At 71.5% G+C, this 25058-nt stretch carries 16 protein-coding genes; 8 read left to right on the top strand and 8 right to left on the bottom strand.

Annotated elements, in window-relative coordinates; translation table 11 throughout:
* Positions 1-111: 111 nt before the first annotated feature.
* Both QNI14_RS03470 and QNI14_RS03465 read right to left on the bottom strand, forming a co-directional pair.
* Entirely contained in the window at positions 112-3024 is a 2913-nt protein-coding gene (locus QNI14_RS03470; protein WP_283714840.1) for a UPF0182 family membrane protein, read from the bottom strand.
* 69 nt (positions 3025-3093) lie between these two features.
* Positions 3094-4215 (bottom strand): YlbL family protein, encoded by a 1122-nt coding sequence (locus QNI14_RS03465; RefSeq protein WP_283714839.1) that lies wholly within the window; start codon positions 4213-4215, stop codon positions 3094-3096.
* 126 nt (positions 4216-4341) lie between these two features.
* On the opposite strand from QNI14_RS03465, the gene QNI14_RS03460 reads away from it, so the two are divergent.
* Positions 4342-5712: a zinc-dependent metalloprotease gene (locus tag QNI14_RS03460; RefSeq protein ID WP_283714837.1), complete on the top strand. Its 1371-nt coding sequence runs from the start codon at positions 4342-4344 to the stop codon at positions 5710-5712.
* Positions 5713-6504: 792 nt separating this feature from the next.
* Here QNI14_RS03460 and QNI14_RS03455 read toward each other — a convergent pair.
* Positions 6505-8214 (bottom strand): ATP-dependent helicase, encoded by a 1710-nt coding sequence (locus tag QNI14_RS03455; protein WP_283714836.1) that lies wholly within the window; start codon positions 8212-8214, stop codon positions 6505-6507.
* The gene (nudC, locus tag QNI14_RS03450) at positions 8211-9104 is read right to left on the bottom strand and encodes an NAD(+) diphosphatase (protein WP_283714834.1); all 894 of its coding nucleotides are present in this window, start codon (positions 9102-9104) and stop codon (positions 8211-8213) included. Before nudC ends, QNI14_RS03455 begins: the two co-directional genes overlap by 4 nt.
* A 65-nt stretch (positions 9105-9169) precedes the next feature.
* Here nudC and QNI14_RS03445 point away from each other — a divergent pair, with 65 nt between their 5' ends.
* Positions 9170-10411 (top strand): phosphotransferase, encoded by a 1242-nt coding sequence (locus QNI14_RS03445; RefSeq protein ID WP_283714833.1) that lies wholly within the window; start codon positions 9170-9172, stop codon positions 10409-10411.
* 23 nt (positions 10412-10434) lie between these two features.
* On the opposite strand, the gene QNI14_RS03440 is transcribed toward QNI14_RS03445, so the two are convergent.
* Positions 10435-13716 carry an ATP-dependent helicase gene (locus QNI14_RS03440; RefSeq protein ID WP_283714831.1) on the bottom strand — a complete coding sequence of 1094 codons (3282 nt, stop codon included), beginning with the start codon at positions 13714-13716 and terminating at the stop codon, positions 10435-10437.
* Positions 13713-16772: an ATP-dependent helicase gene (locus QNI14_RS03435; RefSeq protein ID WP_283714829.1), complete on the bottom strand. Its 3060-nt coding sequence runs from the start codon at positions 16770-16772 to the stop codon at positions 13713-13715. Before QNI14_RS03435 ends, QNI14_RS03440 begins: the two co-directional genes overlap by 4 nt.
* Positions 16773-16899: 127 nt before the next feature.
* On the opposite strand from QNI14_RS03435, the gene QNI14_RS03430 reads away from it, so the two are divergent.
* Both QNI14_RS03430 and QNI14_RS03425 read left to right on the top strand, forming a co-directional pair.
* Positions 16900-17121: a DUF3107 domain-containing protein gene (locus QNI14_RS03430; protein ID WP_283714828.1), complete on the top strand. Its 222-nt coding sequence runs from the start codon at positions 16900-16902 to the stop codon at positions 17119-17121.
* A gap of 1 nt (position 17122) precedes the next feature.
* Complete coding sequence (locus tag QNI14_RS03425; protein WP_283714827.1) at positions 17123-17413, top strand: hypothetical protein; 291 nt, start codon at positions 17123-17125, stop codon at positions 17411-17413.
* A gap of 84 nt (positions 17414-17497) precedes the next feature.
* Here the strand turns inward: QNI14_RS03425 and QNI14_RS03420 are convergent, their stop codons facing one another.
* Complete coding sequence (locus tag QNI14_RS03420) at positions 17498-18214, bottom strand: ferritin-like fold-containing protein (protein ID WP_283714826.1); 717 nt, start codon at positions 18212-18214, stop codon at positions 17498-17500.
* Positions 18215-18357: 143 nt separating this feature from the next.
* On the opposite strand from QNI14_RS03420, the gene QNI14_RS03415 reads away from it, so the two are divergent.
* Positions 18358-19878, top strand: coding sequence for a DEAD/DEAH box helicase (locus QNI14_RS03415; protein ID WP_283714825.1), 1521 nt, complete (start codon positions 18358-18360; stop codon positions 19876-19878).
* Between the two features lie 8 nt (positions 19879-19886).
* On the opposite strand, the gene QNI14_RS03410 is transcribed toward QNI14_RS03415, so the two are convergent.
* Positions 19887-20762, bottom strand: a complete 876-nt coding sequence (locus tag QNI14_RS03410) for a PHP domain-containing protein (RefSeq protein WP_283714822.1) — start codon at positions 20760-20762, stop codon at positions 19887-19889.
* Between the two features lie 54 nt (positions 20763-20816).
* On the opposite strand from QNI14_RS03410, the gene QNI14_RS03405 reads away from it, so the two are divergent.
* From QNI14_RS03405 to QNI14_RS03395, 3 genes are read left to right on the top strand one after another with little or no spacing between them, the layout of a single operon-like run.
* Positions 20817-21830, top strand: coding sequence for an endonuclease/exonuclease/phosphatase family protein (locus tag QNI14_RS03405; protein WP_283714821.1), 1014 nt, complete (start codon positions 20817-20819; stop codon positions 21828-21830).
* A 31-nt stretch (positions 21831-21861) separates the two neighbouring features.
* Entirely contained in the window at positions 21862-23286 is a 1425-nt protein-coding gene (locus tag QNI14_RS03400; protein ID WP_283714819.1) for an aminopeptidase P family protein, read from the top strand.
* Positions 23283-25055: a gamma-glutamyltransferase family protein gene (locus tag QNI14_RS03395; protein ID WP_283714818.1), complete on the top strand. Its 1773-nt coding sequence runs from the start codon at positions 23283-23285 to the stop codon at positions 25053-25055. The genes QNI14_RS03400 and QNI14_RS03395 overlap by 4 nt, the downstream gene beginning before the upstream one ends.
* Positions 25056-25058 lie beyond the last annotated feature (3 nt).

The following is a 25058-nucleotide window of genomic DNA, read 5'->3' as shown; positions in this document are numbered from 1 at the left end:
GGGGGGGGGGGGGGGGGTGTGGGGGGCCCCCCGGGGGGGGGGGGGGGGGGGGGCCCGGGGGTGGGGGTGGGGGGGGGGGCGCCCCCGGGGGCCCCCCCCACCACCTCAGGATCATTCGCCCTCGAGCTCGAGCAGTCGCTCGATGATGTTCGTCAGCTGCTCGTCGGCCACACCGTAGGCGGCCCAGTCGCCGTCGGCCATCGCCTCGTTGCGGTCGACCATGGCCTGCTGCGCCTCGGCGAGCAGACGGTCGAACTCATCCGTCGGGATCTCCGGCGTCGTCGGATCGGTCGGCGCCTCGGTCTCACCCGGCGTCGGGGTCGGCGTCGGGCTGCCAGTGCCCTGATCCGGCGTGTCCGCACCGGAGTCGCCGCCGAAGAGCTCGTCGAGCGCCTCCTGCAGGGTGTCCTCGAAGGCGACCTCGTTACCGAACGCCACGAGGATCTTCCGGAGCGTCGGGAGCTGCGTGCCACTCGACGCCTGCACGAACACCGGCTGGACGTAGAGCAGACCGCCACCGACCGGCAACGTCAGCAGGTTGCCGTTGAGCACCTCGGACGCACCCTGCCGGAGCAGGTTCATCTGCGACGAGATCGTCTCGTTCGAGTCGAACGTGTTCTGCACCTGGCCAGGACCGGGCACCGACGTGTCGGCGCTGATCTCGAGCATGCGGAGTTTGCCGTAGCCCTCTGCCTTCACGCCCTTTTCGTTCCCGGCGTTGCTGTCGACCGCGAGGTATCCCATGAGCACGTTCCGGGCGCCGTCACCGACCGAGGCCGGGATGAACGACGTGAACATCGAGTAGGACGGCTCGTCCTGCCCGGGCATCTGCATCGTGAGGTAGTACGGCGACTGCAGGTTCGTCTCGGTGACCGGGTCGGCCGGTGTCCGCCACGCGTTGTCGCGGCGGATGAACGACTCGGCGTCGTCGACGTGGTAGGTGCCGAGCATGGCGCGCTGCACCTTGAACAGGTCGGTCGGGTACCGGACGTGGCTCATGAGGTCGCCCGACATCTTCGAGATCGACTCGAGACCGGTCGGGTACACCTGCTGCCATGCCTGCAGCAGCGGGTCCTCCTCGTCCCACGCGTACAGGTTCACCGAACCGTCGTACGCGTCGACGGTCGCCTTGACCGAGTTGCGCATGTAGTTGATGTCGTCGAGCGCCACCCGCGGCGACGTGTTCGCCGTGTCGGCGATGGAGTCGCGCAGACTCACGATCGACGAGTACGGGTAGTTGTTGCTGAGCGTGTAGCCGTCGATGATCCACACCACGCGACCGTCGACGACGCTCGGGTACGGGTCGCTGTCGAGCTCGAGGTACGGGGCGACCTTCTGCACGCGCTCGCGGGGGTCGCGGTCGTAGAGGATCTGTGACTCCTCGTTGATGCCGTCGGTGAAGAGCATGTCGGTGGACTGGAACTTCAGCGCGTAGATGAGGCGGTTGAACGGGTTGCCCACGTTCGGACCGCCGTCACCCTCGAAGGTCGTGCGGGTCTGCGCCGCACCGTCTTCACCGCGCGGGTAGTCGAGCTCGATGTCGTCGCCGTCCTCGGGACCGCCCACGATCGAGTACTGGGGCGAGAACTCGCCGAAGTAGATGCGGGGCTCGTACTCCGCGCCCGTGGTGAGCTGACCGGCGGTCGGGATGCCGCGTTCGAGGAACACGGGGTTGCCGTCCTCGGTGCGCTCGTTGCCCTTCGCCGCCACCATGCCGTAGCCGTGCGTGTAGACGAGCGTGTTGTTGTACCACGACTGCGCCGTGCCGAGCTGCTCGAGGTTGAGCTCGCGCACCGAGACGACGGTGTCTTGGACTTCACCGTCGATCTCGTAGCGGTCGACGTCGAGGGGGTTCGTGAAGCGGTAGTACGAGCGGTACTGCTCGAGCTGGCGGACGGTCGGGCCGATCACCGCAGGGTCCATGATGCGCAGCGACGCCGTCGTGTCGGCATCCGCTCGGAGTTGACCCTCCTCGGCGGTCGTGACGGCCGCGTAGTCGGTCTTCTCGAGTCCGTCGATGCCGTACGCGAACTTCGTCGCCTCGAGGTTGTCCTCGACGTACGGCGCCTCATAGGTCTCGAGGTTCGGCGCGACCTGGAACTGCGACACCGCCCACGGATAGGCGACGCCCACGACCAGCGACGACACGATGAGGAGCGCCGTTCCGATGAGCGGGAAGCGCCAACGGCCGATGACCGCCGTGACGAAGAACAGCAGCGCGACGATCGCCGCGGCGATCGCGAGGATCGCAAGCCCCGGGATCACGGCGTTCACGTCGACGTAACTGGCGCCGGTGAAGCGGTCACCCTGCGTCGTGAGGCTGCGGTACCGGTCGAGCCAGAGGCTCACCGCCTGGACGGCGAGGTAGAGACCGGCGATGATCGCGAGCTGGATGCGCGCGGCCTTCGAGATGCGCAGCTCACGCTGACCGACGCGCACCGAACCGTAGAGGTAGGCCACGACGGCGGTCACGAGCAACGAGATCAGGAGCACGGCCGACGCGAAGCCGAGCGCCACACCGTAGAAGGGCATCTGGAAGAGGTAGAAGCCGGTGTCCATGCTGAACACGGGGTCGGTCTGGCCGGTCTCGACCGCGTTGGCCCAGAGCCACACGGTCTCCCATTGCGCGGATGCCGCGAACCCGGCGAAGAACCCGAAGAACACCGGGATGCCCCACATCGCGAGACGGCGGAGCGGCTCGACGACCTCCTGGTAGTGGTCGAGCTGCGAGCTCAGTCGCGCGTACACCGGACGAAGGCGGTAGGCGAGCTGGATCGCGGCGAAGACCGGCGCTGCCATGGCGACGAACCCGATCGCGAACATGACCACTCGGGCGAGCCACTGCGTCGTGAGCACCCCGTCGAAGCCCAGCTGGCGGTACCACTGCCAATCGGCGTACAGACTCGCGAATGCGAAGAACGCCATGACGAGCACGATCAGCGCACCGATCGTGATGGCGATCGCGCGACGGACAGGATTCGGAGCGGAGGGCGTGGCCGGGCCCGCAGTCGGTGTCGAGGTCACCCCTTCATCCTAAGTGGGGCATCTCGCGGCAGCGGCGTTCCGGCGGTGCGCTCTCGGCGGAATCCCGGTTCAGCGGCAGGTGGGGAGGTCTTCGACGCCTTCGTCCGAGCTGATCGCCTCGAGTGCATCGAGCGAGTCGGCGAGCGTCTCGACGGCGACCACGCGGAGATCGCCCGGGATGTGCCCCACCACCTCGTCGCAGTTGTCGACAGGTGCGAAGAACCATTCGGCGCCGGCGTCGTCGGCCCCGTGCAGCTTCTGACGGATGCCGCCGATCGGGCCGATCGTGCCGGCGGCATCGATCGTGCCGGTCCCGGCGATGTGGACGCCGCCGGTGAGGTCGCCGGGGGTGAGGACGTCGATGATCCCGAGCGCGAACATCTGGCCGGCGCTCGGGCCACCGATGCGGTCGAGCTGGATCGTCACGTCGATCGGGAAGTCGTAGTCGTGACTGGTCGTCACGCCGATGATCCACGAGGTCGTGCCGTCGACGACGTTCTCACGAGGCGTGATCTCGGTCTCGACCTCGTCACCGTCGCGGCGCACCACGATGGTGACAGGGTCACCCTCCCCGGCGTTGATCACCCCTCGGAGCTGGTCGGTGGTCTCGATCGGCGTGCCGTTCGCCGAGACCACGACGTCACCCTCTTCGAGCACGCCGGCCGCGGGTGAATCCTCGCTGAATCCGAACACCGCGACGTAGGGCGAGACGTCGTATCCGAGCTCGGTGAGCGCCGCAGCGGTGGCTTCCTTCTGCGAGTCGACCATGAGCGCCGCGCTCTCCTCGTTGCGCTGTTCGGTCGTCGTACCGACGGGGTAGATCTGCTCGATCGGCAGAACCGCCTTCGACGTGTCGAACCAGGCCATCGCGAGCTCGAACCAGGAAGGGGTCCGCTCGCGGTTGCCCACAACCTGCACGGTCGTCAGGTCGAGCGACCCCTCGGCCGGGTACGTGTCGGCACCTTCCACCGAGATGAGCGGCACCTCCTCGCCGTCGGCGTCGCTTGCGCTGCCGAGCGTGTTGACGACCGGACCCTGCTGCTGGATGACGTACGCCGTCGGAAGGAACGTCAACGCGAGCAGCGCCACCAGCGCGACCGCGAGCGACCAGATGCCGAGCACCGTACCGGCGCGACGCTGCCGCCGGCGACGCGGCTCGGGAGCGGCGGAGACATCGTCGAACAGGGACACGCAGGACCTTCTTCCGTCGCTCGTTCGCGACCGGCGTACACGGGACGGCTCCCGCTCGGACCGTGCGATGGAAACCCGCGACTAGCGTAGATCCAGATGTCTTCCCCCTGCTGAAAGGCGCCTGACATGAGCGACGACGACCGCCCCGACGACGACCTCGCCGAGATGCTGCGGCGCCTGCTGAGCGGCCAGGGCGGTATCGACCCCGAGGAGCTGCAGCGGATGTCGGGGCTGAACCTCGACCCGGCGATGATGCAGAACGTCATGCGGCACCTGCAGCAGGCGATGTCGGGCACCGACGAGGGCATCGACTGGTCATCGGCCAAGACCGGTGCACTCCACATCGCAAACCAGGACGGACTCGGAATCACCTCCGGCGCCCGTCAGGAGTTCGACCAGGCCTTCACGCTCGCCTCGTTGTGGCTCAGCGAGGCCACGGCGATCGGCGACCTCGCGGCGCCACCACGCGCGATCACGCGCAGCGAGTGGGTCGAGGCGACGCTCCCGGTCTGGCAGGAGCTGGCCGAGCCGGTGGCATCCTCGATCAGCGATGCGCTCATGGGCGCACTGGAATCGCAGACGCCGGATGAGATGCGCTCGGCCATCGCCGGCGCCGGTCGGATCATCCGGAACGTCGGCGGCGCACTGTTCGCGAATCAGCTGGGCACCGTCATCGGCCGCCTGTCGCTCGAGGTCGTCTCGGGCGGCGACGTCGGCATCCCGCTCATGCCCGACGGCGCGGCGACGATTTTGCCGCAGAATTTCGCCGACTTCGGCCGCGACCTCGAGATCGCCGAGGACCAGCTCGCTCTGGCCCTCGCGACCCGCGAACTGGCCCACGCACGCCTCTTCCGCCACGCGCGGTGGCTGCGCCTGCACGTGATCTCGCAGGTCACCGACTTCGCGCGCGGCGTGCACGTGGATGTCTCGGCGCTCGAGGAGCTGGCGGAACGCTTCGATCCGTCGTCGCCCGACGAGCTCCGCGGCCTCATCGAGAGCGGCGCGCTGCTTCCCCAGCGTTCCGAGGCGCAGGTCGCGGCGCTGACGCGACTCGAGAACCTGCTCGCCACGATCGAGGGCTGGGTCGACGTCGTCACCGCCGACGCGCTGACGCGACTGCCGGCCGCCGACAAGATCGCCGAGACGGTTCGCCGCCGCCGCGCCGCCGGCGGCCCGGGCGAGCGCGCGATGGCGTCGCTCGTCGGTCTCGAGCTGCGACCACGCCGACTGCGCGAAGCGGCCGCCATGTGGCGCGCCGTCACCGACGCGGTCGGGCCCGCCGCGCGCGACGCGCTGTGGGACTACCCCGACCTCATGCCGGGTGCGGACGACATCGACGACCCCGCCGGCCTGGTCGCACGCCTGCAGGCGCACGCCCGCGGCGAGACCCCCGCACCCGACGCGTTCGATGACGCGCTCGCCGAGTTGCTCGCCGCCGAGGAAGGACGACCCGAGGAGGGCGACGAGGAGGGCCCGAGCGGTCCTCGCCCCGTCTGAGCGCGCCTTCTCCACAGGCGCGTAAATGGGCGAACCGATCCGCCGACTGTGGACGGCGGGCGTCGCCGCCATCGCGAGAGGCGCAAGATCACGACATGCTCCGACTCGCCGACTCGCATCCGCCGCTGTGGCGGACACCGTCCTCCGTCCAGCTCGGCGCCGACGACCGGCGCCCGCTCGAGGGACTGAGCCTCTGGCAGGAGCGACTCCTCGACGAGCTCGTCGTCGGCATCCCCGATGCACGGTTCGGTCCGCTCGTCAAAGAACTCGGCGCCTCCGATCAGGATGCCGCCGACTTCCTCGACCGGATCGGCGGGGCGCTCGCACCGTCGCCGACCGCGTCGAGCGACGTACGCGTCGAGCTCCCCGCCGATCTCGACCAGGATGCCGAGACGACCATCCGTGCCGGGCTCGGCGCCGCCGGCATCCGGACCACGACGATGACGGGCTGGACGGTCGACGACCCGCGCGACCGGACGCCACTCCTCCTCGTCGCGCACCGCCTGGCAGATCCGACCCGCGTCGCGCGACTGGTGGCTGCGGATGTGCCCCACGTGCCGCTGCAACTGCACGGCGATCGCGTCACGGTCGGGCCGTTCGTCACGCCGGGTTCGGGAGCATGCCTCGCGTGCGTCCATGCGGCGCGTGCCGACGTCGACCCGGACTGGCCGCTCGTGGCGTCGCAGTTGCTCGCCCGCGAGGCGCCGCGGACGGAGCCACTCCTCCTCCTCGAAGGAACGATTCTCGCCGCGCGACTGCTCCGCGGCCGCGAGACCGGACGCTCGGTGTCGATCAGCGCCGCGGACGCGCGGCGCGAGTGGCGCGTGCACCGCCCTCACGAACGGTGCTGGTGCCGATCTCCTGCAGGAACCGCGACCGTTGCCGCTCCCGATGGCCCGACGTCCGAGCCCACGACAAACTCAAGGTTCGCGCGGCCCGCGTGATCCCGACGTAGGCGAGCCGCCGCTCCTCGTCGATCTGCTCGAACGTGGTCGCGTACGAGATCGGCAGCAGCCCCTCGCTGAGCCCCATGAGGTGCACGTGGTCCCATTCGAGACCCTTCGCCGCGTGCAGGGTCGCCAGCGTCACGGTGCGCAGCGCCGGCTCGTGCTGTGACTTCGCGCGGGCCGTGAGTTCGTCGGTGAACCCGCGCAGCGTCGTCCCCTCGGGCGCCTCCTCGGCGAGTCGGAGCACCGCTGCGCGCGCCTCCCACGCGTCACGGAGCGCACCACCCGCCGGCGGGGCCTCGTCGGTCAGTCCGAGCGAGCGCAACACGTCGCGGACGGTCGCTGCGAACGAGCCGGTCAGCGGCGCGACGGACGCACCACGCAGTGCGAGGAGCGCCTGCCGCACCTCGGGAAGGTCCCAGAACCGCTTGCCGCCGAGGACGGATGCCGCGATCCCGCGGGCCGCGAGCGCGGCCAGCAGCGGCGCGGACTGTGCGTTCAGGCGGTACAGCACCGCGATCGTGCTCGGTTCCACGCCGGCACGGAGCTGGGCCGCGACGCGGTCGGCGACACCGTCCGCCTCGGCCGCGTCGTCGTCGAACGCGGTGACCTCGGGCGCGGGGCCGGGCTCTGCAGGCGTCTCGAGCCGCAGCGCGCCGGGGCGCCCGCGCATCAACTCGTTCGCGACGGCCAGGACCGCGGCATCCGATCGGTAGTTGCGCTCCAGGCGCACGACCTGAACATCGTCGTAGCGTTCCTCGAACTCGAGCAGGTACCGCGGGTCCGCGCCCGCGAACGAGTACACCGTTTGGGACGCGTCGCCGACGACGCACAGGTCGTGCCGGTCGCCCAGCCAGAGCTCGAGCAGACGGTGCTGCACGGGCGAGACGTCTTGGAACTCGTCCACCGTGAAGTGGCGGTACTGCTCGCGGACGGCGAGGGCGACGCGCGGCTCCGACTCGATCATGCCGGCGCAGGCCAGCAGCACGTCCTCGAAGTCGAGCTGGCGACGCTCATCCTTCACGCGCTCGTAGGTCTTCTGCAGCTCCACGAGCGGGGTGATCGCGAGCCCCGGGATGCCGGTCGGCCGATCGGCCGCGTAGGTTTCGATCGACCGCATCGTGACCTTGCGCCACTCGATCTGCGAGGCGACGTCGCGCAGGGTCGCGGCGTCGAGTCGCAGCCCGATGTCACCGGCAGCCTGCCCGAGGAGACGGACCTTGCTGTCGACGATCGACGGGGCGGAGTCGCCCGCGACCTGCGGCCAGAAGTAGTTCAGCTGCGCGAGGGCCGCGGCGTGGAACGTCCTCGCGGCCACGCCCTCGACGCCGAGGGCGCGAAGGCGGCCGCGGAGCTCACCCGCAGCCTTCGCGGTGAACGTCACGGCCATGACGCGCTGCGGTGAATACGCGCCGGTGTCGACACCGTGCGCGATGCGGTGTGTGATGGTGCGCGTCTTGCCGGTACCCGCCCCGGCGAGCACGCACACCGGTCCGCGCAGCGCGGACGCGGCCTCGCGCTGCCGGTCGTCCAGTGCGTCGAGGGGCGAGGTCATCCGCGTGCCCACGACTGGATCAGGCTTCGCGCGATCGATGCCGGTCCCGGCAGACGGACGTCACCGTCGCCTGCGAGCAGCGCGACGATCTCGGTGCGGGAGAACCACCGCACTTCGACGATCTCGTCGCCGTCGGGACGCGCCTCGGCGTCGTCGATCGCGTGCGCGTGGAAGCCGAGCATCAGCGACCGCGGGTACGGCCATGCCTGCGAACCGCGGTACTCGACGCGCTCGACCCGCACGCCGGACTCTTCCGCCACCTCACGGTGGACTGTGCTCTCGAGCGACTCCCCCGCTTCGACGAACCCGGCGAAGGTGGAGAACACGGGTACGTCCCCCCACGCGGCGTTTCGTCCGAGCAGCAACCGCTCGCCGTCGGCGCTCGCGACCGAGACGATGACGGCGGGGTCGGTGCGGGGGAAGTGCTGCCGCCCGCACGACGGGCAGGTGCGCGACCAGCCGGACGAGCCGACCTCGGTGCGCGCGCCGCAACGGGGGCAGAACGGCGCTTCCCACAGCCAACGGCCGAGCGCGACGGCCTGCACGAACCGTCCGGCGTCGTCCGGCGCGAGGTCCCCGCCGACGGCACGCAGTGATTGCCACGGCAGGTCGGGTTGCGGCGCGGCATCCGGGTCGGCGATCGCGGCGAGCAGTGCGGATCCGTCCTCGGCGCGACCGAGGAACGCCCACTCGACGGGCTCGGTGACGTCGAGAACGCTTCCCCACTGCAGCAACCCGTTCGCAACGGGTGCGCGGTCTCCGTGCACCCGCAGCGCCCGAGTGGACGCGTCGGCGCGGACACGATCCAACAGTGCGGCGTCGAGCCGCTCACCGTCCGCGCGGTCGAGGACCGCCCGGGCCAGCGGCGGCGGAACGTCCTTCGTCGTCATCCGAGGACCTCTCTTGCGGGCGTGGCGCAGGAGCGCGGGGGCATCGCCGACCTACCCTTGGGGGCATGGCACGCTCACCCCTCACTCTAGCCGCGGCGGCGACGGCCGCTCTCTCGGGGACCGGCACCGAGGGCGCCCGCTTCGTCAGCGCCGCGGCGCTCACCGAGCACGCCACCGGGCGCTACGACAGCGCCCTCCTGCGCACTGACGACGATCGCCGACTCGTCGTCCGCGTGCCCATCACCGCCGACGCAGAGAACGATCTCGCGCTCGAAGAACGCGCCCTCGCCGCGCTGACCACGGGCGTCCGCTCGGTCATCGGCTTCCGCGCGCCCGACGTCCTGGGGCGCGCGCGCCTCGGCGACCGGATCGCCCGAGTTTTCACCCATCTCGACGGCTATCGAGTGGATGCCGCGCACGTGCCCGCCGGCCGTGGCGTCGCCTCCGCGTTGGCCGGCGCGATCGCCGCCGTCCACGACCTCCCCGCCTCGATCGTGCAGGGGGCCGGGGTCCCCGTGTCGACCGCCGCGCAGGTGCAAGGCGACACCGAGCGGCTGCTCGACCGCGCTGAAGCGACCGGACGCCTGCCGTTCGGCTTGCTCCGACGCTGGAGCCGTGCGCTCGCTGTCGACACGCTGTGGCGCTTCGAGCCGACGGTGACCCTCGGCGGAGTCGATCCCTCGTCGTTCACCTTCGTCGACGTCGACGACGTGCCCACCATCTCGGGGCTCCTCTCGTGGGCAGGGCTCCGCGTCGGCGATCCCGCCGAGGACCTCCGGTGGATCTCGTCCGCACCGGATGCCGCCACCGATGTGGTGGCGGCGTACGCGGCATCCGCGGGCCGCGCCCCCGACGCGATGCTCGCCGAGCGTGCGCGACTGCACGCGGAGCTGGAGTTCGCGAAGTGGCTCGTGCACGGCCACGAGGCCGGCTCGGAGTCGATCATGGACGACGCCGTCGCCCTGCTCACATCGCTCGACGACAGCGTCCGCGATGAGCCGGCGATCGCCGCCGCACCCGTGACCGTCGACGACGCGTTCGCGGCGCTCGGTCGGGTGCCCGACGCGCGCGATGCCGCCGTCGACACGTCGATGCAGACCGACGCGTACGACCCCGGTTCGATGGACCTCTTCGACGACGAGGACGACGACCGGTCGGGCGACGAGACGCAGCCGATCGAATCCGCCGAGTGGCCCGTGACGACGGATGCCGCGGAGTGGTCAGCGCCCGCCACCGACGAGGACGACGACCGCGACCCCGACGACGCCGCCCGGAACGCGCTGCGTCGCTGGACCGGCACCGCCTGAGCGATCGCGCTGAGTCGCGCCCTTCACCCGCGCAGGATCACGCCGTCACCGACGTAGAAGAGCACGACGTCGATCTGCTCGACCGGGACACCGTGTCGCACGTGGTACGCGCGTCGGTAGAGCTCGAGCTGCAGCATCCGCTCGGCACGCTCTGCCGCGGTGCGCGGTGGACGCCCCGTCTTCCAGTCGACGATCTCGATGCGGTCACCGCGGCGGTAGACGGCGTCGAGCTTGCAGATGATGACGTGTGCGCGGCCGTCGCCGAACGCGTCGGGATCGGTGAAATCGATCTCTGTCTCCACGGCGATCGGCTGGAGCTCCGCCCACTCCGAGGCGAGGAACGCCTCCTGCAGTCGTGCGAGGGCGGCGGCATCGGCTTCGTTGACGCTCCCCGTGCGCTCCTCGTCCTCGTCCCACAGTGTGTCGTCGCTCGAGCGGGCCGAGGCGACAAGGCCCGACCTGCGCTCGACCCAGGCGTGGAAGATCGTGCCCAGCCGCGTCTGCCGATAGGGCCGCTCCGGCAACGGGCGGTGCACGGCGACGGCGGCTGCCGCGTAGTCGGCGACGAACTCCTTGTACCGCGACGCCGGGATCCGGGTCGGCGCGGGCGTGTCGTGACCCGCGAGGCGGGCCGCACGCTCGGCAAGGAGGAGCTCGAGGTCGCGCGTCGGCTCGTGCCGCGGGGCCCCCTGCGCGGCGCGGACGTCGGCAGCACCCCGCTCGACGCCTGAGCGACGGGCGCCGAGCGGATCGAGCGGCCACTGAAGGGTCGCCCTCGCCCCGTCGAACGGGTTGTCGCCGACATCGAGGTCGGGCAGGTCGATGCCGAGTTCTGCTGCGATCTCGACTAGGAACCGGCTCGTCCGCCGCGGCTGCTTCGTCCCCGCCCACGGTGACCCCGTCAGCAGGAGGTGCTCACGGGCACGCGTAACTGCGACATAGGCGAGCCGGCGCTCTTCGGCGAGGTGCCGCTCCTTGATGCCCTCGTGATATCGGGCGAGTGCGGTTTTGAGTTCCTGCTGCGTCTCGGACTGATGCTCCCGCCACGCGAACTCGGGGAGCCACGCGCGGTCGCCGCGGAATGGGAACGGGAGCACGCCGAATCCGAGCCAGCCCTGTTTGTCGCGCAGCGCCGATGGCAGTTCGTCCTCCACGCCGCGGACCACGGCGACGGCGTCCCACTCGAGCCCCTTCGACCCGTGGATCGTGAGGAGCTGCACAACGTCGTCCTCGGGGGGCTCGGTGCGAGGTGCGAACTCGTCGAGCCGCTCGGCGCGGTCGAGCCATGCCAGCAGTGCCGAGAGCGACCCGCGCTCCTCGGTCTGCAGGAACCCTTGCAGTTCGTCGACGAACGCGCGCAGCTGATCGCCGGCGATCCGCGCCGGCCCGCGCGCCTCGTTCGCAGCGAGCTCCACATCGAGCCGCAGCTCGGCCTCGACGAGTCGCACGAGCTCGGGAATCGGCAGCGCCGCGGCGCGGCGCAGCCCCGCGAAGACCGCACCGGCGTCGCGGAGTCGCGTGCGTGCGGCATCCGTGAAACCGGCGAGCCACCCGTGGTCGGCCTTCTGTCGGGCGATGAAGTCGAGTGCAAGGACGATCGATCCGCGTTCGTCGCCGGCCGACGAGCGCATGCCCTCGGCGACGTCGGCGGCGAGCGGTTGCAGTGCCGTGTCGTGTCGTGAGAGCCGGTCGGCGAGGCTCGACAGCTCGCGCAGGTCGGCGAGCCCGATCGCCCAGCGTGGGCCCGCGAGCAATCGGATGAGCGGCGAGCCGGCGCGTGGATCGGCGATCACGCGGAGTGCCGCGACGACATCGACCACCTCGGGAGTCGACAGGAGGCCGCCGAGGCCGAGGATGCGATGCGGGATGCCGCGCCTGCCCAGCGCATCGGCGAAGCGCTGCATGTGCCGCTTGCTGCGCAGGAGCACCGCGCCGGTCGTGCCGTGCCCGGCGCCCCGTCGAGCGCCGCGAACCTCATCGAACCACGCAGCGACGCGATCCGCTTCGGCCTCGACATCGGTGTCGACCACGACCTCGACGTGCCCCTGCGGCGCGTCGGGCCGCGGCCGGAGCGTTCCGACCTCGACCGGAGCGGATGCCGCGAGTGGCGCGAGCACGGCAGTGGCCGCACGCAGCACGTCGACGCTGTTGCGCCAGCTCGTCAGCAGTGAATAGGTCGTCGCGTGTGCGTCACCCTGGAACGCGGCGGCGAAGTCGCCGAGGTTGCCGGCGCTGGCGCCGCGCCACCCGTAGATCGACTGGTGGGGGTCGCCGACGGCCATCACGGCAGTCCCTGCGAAGAGCCCCGAGAGCAGGTCGGTCTGGACAACCGAGGTGTCCTGGTACTCGTCGAGCAGAACGACGCGATAGCGCTCGCGCAGGTCGTCCCCGACGGCGCGGTGCGCGTCGACGACGGATGCCGCGCCGGCGACCTGGTCCGAGAAGTCGATCACGCCGCGCCTCCGCTTCTCGTCGTCGTAGGCGCGCGCGAGCCCGACGAGCACGCCCAGCCCGCCGACCTTCTCGGCGGCCGCGCGGATGTCCGCGTACACCGTCGTGCGACTGTTCTCGGACGGGCGCTCGAGGACGTCCTGGAAGGCATCCGCGAACGCCTCGAGTTCGTCGAGGTCGGCGCGGTTGTCGACGCGGTCGCGTGCGACGCGGAGCGCGGCGTCGATGATGGTCGACGGACGCTCGATGCGGTCCGGCAGTCGTGGGTCGTCCGACGCGTAGACGACCTGCCGCATCAGCAGCCACGCCGCCGACTCGCTGAGCACCACAGCGTCGGCATCCCGGCCGATCCGCACGGCATGCTCGCGGACGATCGCATCGGCGAAGCTGTTGTACGTCGCGATCGTGGGGCGGTCGAGGAGCGCGTCGGCGTCCGGGGGCGATGACGGCGACGGCGCGAGTGCATCGAGCGCGGCGCGTCGCTCCGCTTCGGGGGCGCCCGCACGTTCGAGCCGACCGAACACGTCGAGGCGTCCGGCTGCGTGGAGTGCCGGGAACTCGACCAGCAGACCGCGCCGCTCGAACTCCGCGAGCCGTTGCAGCCGTCTGCCGATCCGCTCGCCGAGCTCACCGGCGGCCTTGCGCGTGAAGGTCAGCCCGAGCACCTGGTCGCGGCGGACGAGCCCGTTCGCGACGAGCCACACGACGCGGCCCGCCATCGTCTCGGTCTTGCCGCTGCCGGCACCCGCGACGACGAGGGCCGGTGCGAGCGGCGCGGCGATCACCGCCGCCTGCTCCGGTGTCGGCGGGAACTGGCCGAGCGCCGCGGCGATCGCCTCGGGACTGATCGTCATGAGGCACTCACCGGCCCCACCGTGTGGATGCGGCAGAGGCCGCGGGTGTGGTCGTCGCGGCAGTGCGCCTCGTAGGGAGCCTCGAAACTCGTCCCCTGCATGATCTCGACCGCGCGGTGGATCCGGCCGACGAACGCAGCGCGCGTCTCCTCGTCGAACGGCGGCTGGGTGGGCTGCGCGTAGGGGGACTTCTGCTTCTGCTTGAGGACGACGAGTTTCGCCCCGGCGGATTCCGCGTCGCCCGCGGCAGGGATGGCGCCTGCTTCGAAGGCCAGCTGGTACGCGGCGAGTTGCGGGTTGTCGATCGCGGCGCCGTCCCCCGTCGCCTCGCTGCGTCCGGTCTTGAGGTCCACGATCACGACGCGGCCGTCCGGGAGCCGCTCGACCCGGTCGATCGAGCCCCGGAGCACAGCGGGGTGCGCGGCACCCTCGACGGGAACCTCCACCTCAAAGGTCCGCTCGGCACCGATGAGCTCGCCGCCGCTGCGTTCGACGTCGCGGAGGTAGGAAGCGAGGCGCGACACCAGGTCGCGTGCGCGTCGCCGCTCCGACTCGTCGACCCACCCCGATTCGAAGTCGAGCTGCGACCAGCGTGCATCCACGAAGGCCCACAGCGCCGCCTCATCCGACACGGCGATGTGTTCGAGCGCGGCGTGCAGCAGTGTGCCGACACCGGCCGTCGCCGTCCCGGGATCCCCACCGAGATCGCCGATCACCCAGTCGAGTTGGCATTCCTCGAGCGCGTGGATCCGCGACGGCGATACCCGAACGGGCGCGACGTCGAGGTCGCGCAGCGCTGCGTCGGAGGTCGGCGCGGCGACGCCGTACCACTCGCCCGGGTCGGCGCCGGCGACACCGGCATCCGCCAGCAAGGCGAGCTGACCTGCGGCGTGCTCCCGGGCAGCGCTGCCCGCGCGCGGGTCGGTGAGCGTACGACGGTGCTGCGCCACGAGGCCGCGGAGCGTCAGCGGATGCCCCGCTTCCCGCGGCGCGGGCTCAGCGGGCGGCAGCAGGTCGAGTAACGCACTCGGCCCGGTGTCGTCGTCGTCGACCGCGGTCACGACGAGGCGGGACCGCGCCCGTGACACCGCGCGGGCGAACAGCCGCAGCTCGTCGTGCAGCACCGTGCGGCGGCGGTCGAGCGCGTTGTCCGCGTCGTCGGCGAGGAGCCACGTGTCGAGCAGCCCGCCGCGCACCCGCAGGTTCGGCCAGACGCCGTCCTGCACACCGGCGACGACGACGGTGTCGAACTCGAGCCCGAGCGCACCCGCCGGCGTCGAGACCTGGACGCCGCTCGCCCGGACCGACGTCGCGAGGCGGTCTTCCGCGACCTCGGAGTCGAGCACCGCGCGCAGGTAGTCGACGGGCAGCGTGCCGTCTTCGCGCTCGCCGTGACGCTTGGCGGCCTCGAAGAGCGCGACGACGGCGTCGAGGTCGCGCCTCGCCTGCTCCGCGAGCGGACCGTGGCCGTCGGCGGCGACGCGGAGCGGACGCTCGCGCCCCTGCTGCTCCCACACGGTCCACAGCAGCTCGTGCGCCGTCGCGCCGCGCCCCTGCTGTTCGCGGAGGTCGGCGACCGTCCGCGCGATCCGCGCGGCGCGGCGCGCTTCGGGTGTGTCGATGAGATCGAACTCGAGCGGATGCCGCACCCCGGACGCCAGCAGCTCGCGGGCGCCGCGGTCGCCCCCTTCCGTGAGCTCGTGGTGTCGCAGTGCGGTGCGCAGCCGGCGGAGTTCGACGGGGTCGAGCCCACCACCGGAGAGGAGGTCCTGGACGTCGTCGGCATCCCACTCGTCGTCGTCACGAGCGGAGACGACCACGGCACGCAGGAGTTCCCGAACGATCGCGGTGTCGGCGAACGACCGTGCCGGACCGATCGCGGCCGTCGGGACGTCGCGCGCGGCGAGCTCGGATTCAAGGGCGGTGACTTGTCGCGTGTCGTGTGCGATGACGGCGCACTGCTCCCACGGCACGCCGTCGTGCACGTGCCGTTCGCGGAGCAGCCGTGCGATGTGGTCGTACTCCTCGGCGCGCGAGCGCAGCGCGAACGCACGCACGCTCCCGTCCGGTGGCGCACCACCGGGCGCGCGGCGGTGCGCCACGAGGCCGGCGGCACCGATCCGCGCCGTCACCTCGGCGACGAGATCTCGCTGCATCCTCGTCCCACGGTGCGCGCCGTCGAGCACATGGGTGTCGACCGCGAGCCGCGCGAAGTTCTCGGGCCGCGCGCCGCGGAATGAGCCCGACCCGACATCCGGGTCGCCGACTGCCAGGACCGCGACACCGTGGCTGCGGCACGCCTCGAGCAGCTCGACGCCGCCGAGCGTGAGCTCCTGGGCGTCGTCGACGACGATCGCGCGGAGGTCCGACAGCAGGCGCGCCCCCGTGACGCGATCTCGGAGCAGTCCGACCGCCTCACGGATGAGTCCGGCCGCGTCGCGATGCGCGCCACGCATGCGCCCGCGCACCCCGCTGTACTCGCGGGCGAACGACGCGAGCGAGTGCCAGACCTCACGATCGTCGCGATCGGCACGGTGTTCGAGCTCGTCCGCTGTGATCCCGAGCGTCGTCAGCTCGGCGAGGAACGCTCGGAGCTCAGCGCGGAACCCCGCCGTCGCCCGGATCTCGGTGCCGAGCCACGTCGGCCAGCGCGAGGCTCCGTCGAGCTCGTCCTGGGCGTCGCCGGCAAGCAGATCCGCGATGATGCGGTCCTCGTCGGGGCCGGTCAGCAGCCGCGGCGGTTCGTCGCCGGCGTGCACCGCGTGCGCTCGGACGACCTGGAATGCGAACGCCGCGAGCGACCGCGCCAGCGGGCCCGCGGTCGCGACGCCCACCGCCAGCGCGAGGCGGTCACGCAGCGCGGTCGCGGCCGTCCGCGTCGGCGTCAACACCATCACCTGCTCCGGTGCGAGCCCGCCGCCGACGAGCGCCACGATCCGTTCGACGACAACCGTCGTCTTCCCACTCCCGGGCGCGCCGATCACGACGCCGTTCGCGGATGCCGGGAGGTCGACCACGCGACGCTGGGCGGCATCGAGCGTCGGAGCGGAACCCATGCGCCCACGCTAACCCGCACGGCCGACACCGTTCGCCCACAGCGTTGCGGTGGCGGCATCCGCTCGGTACCGGTGTCGTAGGCTCGGACTGCGCCCGCACCGGCGGGCAGGGAAGGCAGGCACCACCGTGGAGATCCGCATCGGCATCGCGAACTCGCGCGAGCTCAGCTTCGATTCGAACGAGACCGCCGACGCGGTGCGTACCACCGTTGCGACCGCGCTCGACGCGGGCGCCGCCTACGTGACCCTCGCCGATGCGAAGGGCGCCACCTACCTCATCCCGACCGCGGGCATCACGTTCGTCGAGGTCGGCACCGACCAGTCGCGGCGCGTCGGCTTCGTCGCCTGACATGCTCATCGTCCTCGCGCTCGTCATCGGCGCGTCGATCGGCACCGCCGCACACTTCGCGCTCCCGCAGCGCGGCCTGCGCGGCGTCGCCGTCGGACCGCTGCTGGGGACCGCAATCGGGGCGCTCGCGTGGATGATCCTCACGTGGGCAGGGCAAGGTCCCGACTCGCTGTGGACCTGGCTCGCGACCTTCGCGGCACCGGCGGTGATCGTACCGCTCGCGCTCCGTACGCTCAGTCGGCGTCGTGCGAGCGCCGACGCGAGCGAGCGCGCAGCGCTCGGCATCGGCTGAGCGCTTCGCTCGGTCTCGGCTGAGCGCTTCGCTCGGTCTCGGCTGAGCGCAGCAGCAGCCGACTGACGCCGTCTCGATCGGCCTTCAGGCCTCCAGGCCGATGGCGGTCATCCGACGCGCGTGCGCGCCGAGGAGCTGGGTGAACACCGGCTCGACCTGCTTCTCGTCGTTGACGTCGAGCCCGCCCGGGCGCAGTGCGCCGCGCGCGACGAGCAGTGTGTCGCCGACGAGCCGCCTGCCCCACATGCTGAGCATCCCGCGCCACTCCTCGTCGGCGGCGATCGCGTCGGTGATGATCGCGACGAGCTGGGCCTGGTCGTCGTCGGCGCGGAGGATGGATGCCGCGCGGCGGCCGGCATCGCCGTAGCTGCCCGAGAGCGACAGATAGAAGTCGTCGAGGATCCCCGCGGTGATGTGCACCGAGAGCATCGTCTCGAGCGGACGGGCACCGTGCGTCGCGAGGCGGAACGCGTCGAGCGGCTCGCGGAACGGGAGCATGAGCGCGAGTGGGTCGTCACCGCGGTCACGGATCAGCTCGACGAGGCGCTCGTGCTTGAGCAGCGCCGCGCCGACGGCGCGCGAGAGCGAGGCCTTGTGGGAGAGCTCGGGGCTGCGCTCGATCAGCGCGCTCAGCGTCTCGACGTAGCCGAGCTGCAGGTACGCGGCCTGGCCGAGATACGTCGACACGTCGGGCGCGAGCTGCTCGAAATCGACACGACGGACGTCGCTCGCCTCGTCGCGCGAACGCAACCGAAGGATGCGACCGGGCGCCGGACGCCGCTGCCAGAACCACCTCACCACCGGGCCAGCCTACGGGGAGCCGAGTGCCGCTCGGGTAGGGTGGATTCGTCCCGGCGTCGGATCGGGACCCCGCGCCTGTGGCTGAGTGAAGGGCGTGGACCCTCATCGCGGCGGCCTCTCACCGCCAGACAGGCATGGAAACAGTGACGACTTTCGCAGAGCTCGGCGTCGACCAGGACATCGTCGATGTCCTCGCCGCCAAGGGCATCGTCGAGTCCTTCCCGATCCAGGAGCAGACCATCCCGCTCGGGCTCCCCGGCCAGGACATCATCGGGCAGGCCAAGACCGGTACCGGTAAGACGTTCGGCTTCGGCATCCCCGTCGTGCAGCGTCTCGGCCTCGATCCCTCCCCCGGTGTGAAGGCCCTCATCGTCGTCCCGACACGCGAGCTCGCGGTGCAGGTCTACGAGGACATGGACATGCTCACCTCGGGCCGCTCGACCAACGTCGTCGCCATCTACGGCGGCAAGGCCTACGAGGGGCAGATCGACCAGCTCAAGGCCGGCGCGCAGATCGTCGTCGGCACGCCCGGCCGTCTCATCGACCTGAACAACCAACGTCTGCTCGACCTGTCGAACGCGACCGAGGTCGTCCTCGACGAGGCCGACAAGATGCTCGACCTCGGCTTCCTCCCCGACATCGAGAAGATCTTCCAGAAGGTCTCGCCGGTGCGCCACACGATGCTCTACTCGGCGACCATGCCGGGACCGATCGTCGCGCTCGCCCGCCGGTTCATGTCGAACCCGATCCACATCCGCGCGAGCGACCCCGACGAGGGCATCACGCAGAAGAACATCAAGCACGTCGTCTACCGCGCGCACTCGCTCGACAAGGACGAGGTCATCGCCCGCATCCTGCAGGCCGAGGGTCGCGGCAAGACCGTCATCTTCACGCGCACCAAGCGCGCCGCGCAACGTCTCGTCGACGAGCTGAACGACCGCGGCTTCAACGCGGGTGCCGTCCACGGCGACATGAGCCAGGAGGCGCGCGAGCGCTCGATGGCCGCGTTCAAGGCGGGCAAGAAGGACGTCCTCATCGCGACCGACGTCGCCGCCCGCGGCATCGACGTCGACGACGTCACCCACGTCATCAACCACACGATCCCCGACGAGGAGCAGACCTACCTGCACCGCGCCGGCCGCACCGGCCGCGCCGGCAAGACCGGTACCGCCGTGACGTTCGTGGACTGGGAGGACCTGCACAAGTGGGCTCTCATCAACCGCGCCCTCGAGTTCGGCCAGCCCGAACCCGTCGAGACGTACTCGTCGAGCCCGCACCTGTTCACCGACCTCGACATCCCCGCAGGCACCAAGGGCCGCATCGCGACCGCACCGAAGGCGCAGCCGGCTCGTGCCGCGCGGCCCGAGCGTGCCGCCGACGCTGCGGCCGCCGGCACGACTGAGGGCGGCTCGCGTCGCCGCCGTCGTCGTCGTGGCGCCTCGGGTGAGACGAAGGTCGGTGCGACGTTCGCCGAGGGTGCGGATGCCGCGGCCTCGACGGGCGACTCGGACTCGAGCTCCGCCGATCGTGCAGCTGACGGCGCGGGCACCCACGACGGCGCCGGCAAGGAGCACCACGACGGCAACGCCGCTCCCGCGCGCCGCCGTCGTCGCCGCCGCGGCGGTGGCTCGGGTGCCGGCGTGAACGCCGCTCCCCCGGCCTGACGAACGCGTCAGCCGCTGACCGGCCGTGATCCGCGGCCGGTGGCGACGATGCGCGCGAGCATCTCGTCGGAGGTGGTGAACTCCCCCGGCTGGTTCGGCTTGCCGCGACCGTGGTAGTCGCTCGAGCCCGTGGTGATCATGTCGCGGTCCGCTGCCCAGACACGCAGGCGGCTGAGCCCGGGCTCGACGTTCTCGCGGTGGCCGACCTCGAAGCCCGCGAGTCCGGCATCGCGGAGTCGCTCGAGCAGTCGCTCCGGAAGCAGTCCGCCACGTCCGGCCGGGTGAGCGATGATCGGTACGCCACCGGCGTCGGCGACGGCCGCGACGGCGGTGACCGGGTCAGGCGCGAACAGGTCGACGTAGTAGGGGCTCGACGGGCTCAGGATGCCGCGGAACGCCTCGCCGCGGTCGCTGACGTGACCGCGCGCGACGAGGGCATCGGCGATGTGGGGCCGGCCCACCGTGGCATCCGCTGCGGTCTGCGCCAGGATGTCGTCCCACGTGAGGTCGAAGTCGCGCGCGATGCGGTCGGCCATCGTGCGGGCCCGGCTCAGTCTGGAGTCGCGGATCTTGTCGGTCAACGCTCGGAGCCCGCTGTCGTCGGGGTCGAACAGGTACGCGAGCACGTGCACGCTCCGCCACTCGTGCCGCGCCGAGAGCTCCATGCCCGGGATGAAGGTCATGCCGAGCGAGACGGCGGCGTCGGCGGCTTCGGCCCAGCCCGCCGTCGTGTCGTGGTCGGTGAGGGCGGCCGTGCGGATGCCGTGACGGTGCGCGGCGGCCATGACGGCTGCCGGCGGCTCGGTGCCGTCGGAGTGGTCGGAGTGCAGGTGGAGGTCGGCCTCGCCGACGCGTCGAGCCTGCGGAGCTGGCCCGGCTGACATGGGATCGAGCGTAGCGCGCAGATTCTCCACAGCCTGCCCGTCTATCGTCGCTGTGTGCTTCGTCTGCTGGGGATCCTCGTGACGATCGCTGCGGCGATCGGTGCCGCGATCGTTACCTGGCCGCAGTTCTTCCGGCTCGAGCGCGAAACACCGTTCGCGCACCTCGTCTCGCTGCGCCCGGTGCTCGTGCTGGCCTTCGGCGCGGTCGCCGTGGTGGCGCTGCTGCTGTGCCTCGGGCGTCGCACCCGTGCGTTCGGGGCCGGCATCGCGTTGATCGCGGTCGTCGCGGGTGTGGCGAACACCGGCATCCTCGCGTCCCGCGGGTTCGGCAGCACGCACCTGCCCGACCCGACCGACGACAGCATCCGCGTCATGACGTGGAACACCGCCGGCGAGGCGACCGACGTCGACGCCGTGGTGAAAACGGCGATCGCCATGCAGGTCGATGTCGTGGCGCTCCCCGAGACGAACGCCGACACCGGTGAGGCGATCGCGGTCGCGATGCGCGAGCGCGGCAACCCGATGTGGGTCCACGAGGAGAACTACGAGGGGTGGGATGCCACGTACACGACCCTCCTCATCTCCCCCGACCTCGGCGACTACGCCGTCGTGGAGTCGGCGTCGTCGGGTACCACGAACACCTCGGTGGTCCCGAGCGTGGTCGCGATGCCCGTCGACGGGAACGGCCCGACGTTCGTCGCCGTCCACGCTGTCGCTCCGCGCGCCAACGCGATGGACGAATGGCGCGCGGATCTGCGATGGCTGGCCGACCAATGCGCGAGCGAGAACGTGATCATGGCGGGCGACTTCAACGCGACCCTCGACCACATGGCGCGGTACGGCACCGACGGCGGCGACCTCGGGCGCTGCAGCGATGCCGCGAAGCGCACCGGCAACGGCGCGGTCGGCACGTGGGACACGGCGTGGCCGGCGCTGCTGGGCACCCCCATCGACCACGTGATGGCGACGGACACCTGGACCGCGACCGGGTCGGTCGTGCTGACCTCCCTCGACGGCACGGCCAGCGACCACCGCCCCGTCGTGGTGCAACTCGAACCGACCGGGTGACCGGATGCCGCGCGGGTGCGAGACTGGATGGATGAGCACCGACGAGCGCGACACGATCCCCACGTCGACTGATGTCCCGGCAGCCGAACAGGCGACCACGACGAACCGCAAGCAGCCGTTCCCGCAGGGATTCCTCGACACGATCTCCACCGGCTGGGCCGAGCGGCCCGAATCGCTGCCCCCGCAGCGCGCGCAGGCGCCGTACGCGGCTGCGCGCCGCGACAAGGTGTCCGCGGCGTTCCCCGGCGCACGCCTCGTGATCCCGGCCGGCTCGTACAAGCAGCGCTCGAACGACACCGACTACCCGTTCCGCGCGCACTCCGCGTTCGCGCACCTCACCGGCTGGTCGGCCGACGCCGTGCCCGACTCGGTGCTGGTCTTCGAGCCGATCGAGGGCGGTCACGAGGTCACCCTGTACCTGCGCGAGCGCGCCGATCGCACCACCGCGGAGTTCTATTCGGACGCGACGATCGGCGAGTTCTGGATCGGGCCGCGTCCTTCGCTCGAGGGCGTCGCATCGGACCTCGGTCTCGCCACGGCGCACGTCGACGCGTTCGCGGCATCCGAGGGCGACCTGGTGCTCGATGAGGACGAGGGCCTCACCCGCTTCGTCTCGGAGCTCCGGCTCGTGAAGGACCCGTACGAGATCGCGCAGATGCAACTCGCGGTCGACGCGACCGCGCGCGGCTTCGACGACATCGTCGCCGAACTCCCCCGCATCATCGACACCCCGCGCGGCGAGCGGGCGATCGAGGGCGTCTTCCACCTGCGCGCACGCACCGACGGCAACGGCGAGGGCTACGACACCATCGCGGCATCCGGCCCTCACGCCTGCTACCTGCACTGGACCCGCAACGACGGCGCCGTCGTCCCCGGTGACCTCGTGCTCATCGACGCGGGCGTCGAGGTCGACAGCCTCTACACCGCCGACATCACCCGCACGCTCCCGGTCTCGGGAACGTTCACGCCGATCCAGCGCGCGATCTACGAGACCGTCCGTGAGGCAGCGGATGCCGCGTTCGCTGCGGCCCGCCCGGGTGTGAAGTTCCGCGCCGTGCACGAGGCCGCCATGGCGGTCATCGCCGCGCGGGTCGCCGAGTGGGGGCTGCTGCCGGTCTCGGCCGACGAGGCGCTCGACGCCGACCGCGGCGGCCAGCACCGGCGCTACATGGTGCACGGCACGAGCCACCACCTCGGCATCGACGTGCACGACTGCGCGCAGGCGCGGCGCGAGATGTACTACGACGGGGAGCTCGCGCCCGGCATGGTCTTCACGATCGAGCCGGGCCTGTACTTCCAGATCGACGACCTCACGGTCCCTGAGGAGTATCGCGGCATCGGCGTGCGGATCGAGGACGACATCCTCATGACCGAGGAGGGCCCGGTGAACCTGTCGGCGGGCATCCCCCGCACCGCCGACGAAGTCGAGGCGTGGATCGCGGGCACGCGCGCGTGACGTTCACCCCACAGCCGTCGTTCACGACGCGGCCGCAGCTGTCGGGCGCCTTCGGCATGGCCGCGTCCACGCACGCGACGGCGACCGCGGTCGCGCAGTCCGTGCTGGAGCGCGGCGGCAACGCCTTCGACGCCGCCTGTGCGGGTGGGTTCGCGTTGCACCTCGCCGAGCCGCATCTGAACGGTCCCGGCGGCGATCTCGTCGGGCTCTTCCAACCGGCGGATGCCGCCGAGCCGACGGTGCTCATGGGGCAGGGCCCTGCGCCGGCGGGCGCGACGATCTCGCACTTCCGTGCCGAAGGGCTCGACCTCGTCCCCGGGACCGGCGGCCTCGCGGCGGCGGTTCCCGGCGCGGTCGACGCCTGGTTCGTGCTGTTGCGCGACCACGGCACGTGGGAACTCGCCGACGTGCTGGCGTACGCCATCGACCTCGCCCGGAGTGGCCACCCCCTGCTGCCGACTGCGGCGGCGACCATCGGTCGCGTCGCGGTGCAGTTCCGCGAGCACTGGCCGTCCTCCGCCGAGCTCTGGCTCGACGCGGAGGGCGCTCCGCCCGCCGCCGGGACCCGCCACCGCAATCCGACCTACGCACGCACGCTCGAACGCCTCGTCAAGGCGGGCGACGGTGCCGCCGACCGCGTGGGCCGCATCGAGGCCGCGCGCGCCGCGTGGCGCACCGGCTTCGTCGCCGACGCTGCATCCGCATTCCTCGGCGCACCGCATCGGCACGCCGACGGCGGCGACCATGCTGCGGTCATCACGCCCGCCGACTTCGCCGGATTCGAGGCCGGGTACGAGCAGCCGCTCAGCGTGTCGTTCCGGGGTGCGACGGTCTTCAAGGCGGGCGCCTGGACCCAGGGACCGGCGCTGCTCGAAGCGCTCCGCATCCTGGAGCCGCTGGACACGCTCGACCCCGCGACTCCCGAGGGCGCGCACACGATCCTCGAGACGCTGAAGCTCGTCCTCGCCGACCGCGACGCGCACTTCGGCGATGGCGCAGATGTGGCGTGGCTGCTCGCTGACCCGCAGGTCGCCGCGCGACGGGCGTTGCTCGGGGGTGTGGCATCCGCTGACTGGCGCGCCACCGAGCGGGACGACACCTGGGTGCCGCCGCTCCGGCGGCCCGATGCCTCGGGCCCTGCGGCGGGCACGGGTGAGCCGACGGTCGCCAAGACGGGCCAGACGCGCGGTGACACGTGCCAGATCGACGTCGTCGACCGCTGGGGCAACATCGTCGCGGTGACACCGTCCGGCGGCTGGTTGCAGTCGTCGCCGACGATCCCCGAGCTCGGGTTCTGCCTTGGGACGCGACTGCAGGTGGCCTGGTTGGACGAGTCGTCGCCGTCGGCGCTCCGCCCCGGCCGCAGGCCTCGGACGACGCTGTCGCCGACGATGGTGCATCAGGGCGACACCGTCATCGCGATGGGGACCCCCGGTGGCGACCAGCAGGATCAGTGGCAGCTGCCGATGCTCCTGCGCATGCTCGTCGGCGGCTACACCGCCCAGCAGGCAATCGACGCCCCGACCCTGCACACCACCGCGATGGTCGACTCGTTCTGGCCGCGCACCTGGACGCCGGCCGGCGCCGTCGTCGAGGACAGGCTCGGGGACGAGGTCATCGACGCACTCGTCGCCCGCGGACACGCCGTCACGCGGGCCGGCGACTGGGCGCTCGGCCGCCTCGGAGCCGTCGGTCTCGACCGCGCGACCGGCGAGTTGTGGGCCGCCGCCAACCCTCGCGGCATGCAGGGCTACGCCGCCGGCCGCTGACGC

It is taken from the genome of Microbacterium dauci (genome assembly GCF_030065535.1).
GTDB classification, from domain to species: Bacteria; Actinomycetota; Actinomycetes; order Actinomycetales; family Microbacteriaceae; genus Microbacterium; species Microbacterium dauci.
Note: the sequence above shows the minus strand (reverse complement) of the source record. Positions and strands in the feature narration are given on the sequence as shown.

Bases quoted from the DNA above. Each gene is read 5' to 3' on its own strand.
- nudC (WP_283714834.1), bottom strand. From the start codon at position 9,104: ATGACGACGAAGGACGTTCCGCCGCCGCTGGCCCGGGCGGTCCTCGAC.
- QNI14_RS03460 (WP_283714837.1), top strand. From the start codon at position 4,342: ATGAGCGACGACGACCGCCCCGACGACGACCTCGCCGAGATGCTGCGG.
- QNI14_RS03445 (WP_283714833.1), top strand. From the start codon at position 9,170: ATGGCACGCTCACCCCTCACTCTAGCCGCGGCGGCGACGGCCGCTCTC.
- QNI14_RS03435 (WP_283714829.1), bottom strand. From the start codon at position 16,772: ATGGGTTCCGCTCCGACGCTCGATGCCGCCCAGCGTCGCGTGGTCGAC.
- QNI14_RS03440 (WP_283714831.1), bottom strand. From the start codon at position 13,716: ATGACGATCAGTCCCGAGGCGATCGCCGCGGCGCTCGGCCAGTTCCCG.
- QNI14_RS03425 (WP_283714827.1), top strand. From the start codon at position 17,123: ATGCTCATCGTCCTCGCGCTCGTCATCGGCGCGTCGATCGGCACCGCC.
- QNI14_RS03400 (WP_283714819.1), top strand. From the start codon at position 21,862: ATGAGCACCGACGAGCGCGACACGATCCCCACGTCGACTGATGTCCCG.
- QNI14_RS03455 (WP_283714836.1), bottom strand. From the start codon at position 8,214: ATGACCTCGCCCCTCGACGCACTGGACGACCGGCAGCGCGAGGCCGCG.
- QNI14_RS03410 (WP_283714822.1), bottom strand. From the start codon at position 20,762: ATGTCAGCCGGGCCAGCTCCGCAGGCTCGACGCGTCGGCGAGGCCGAC.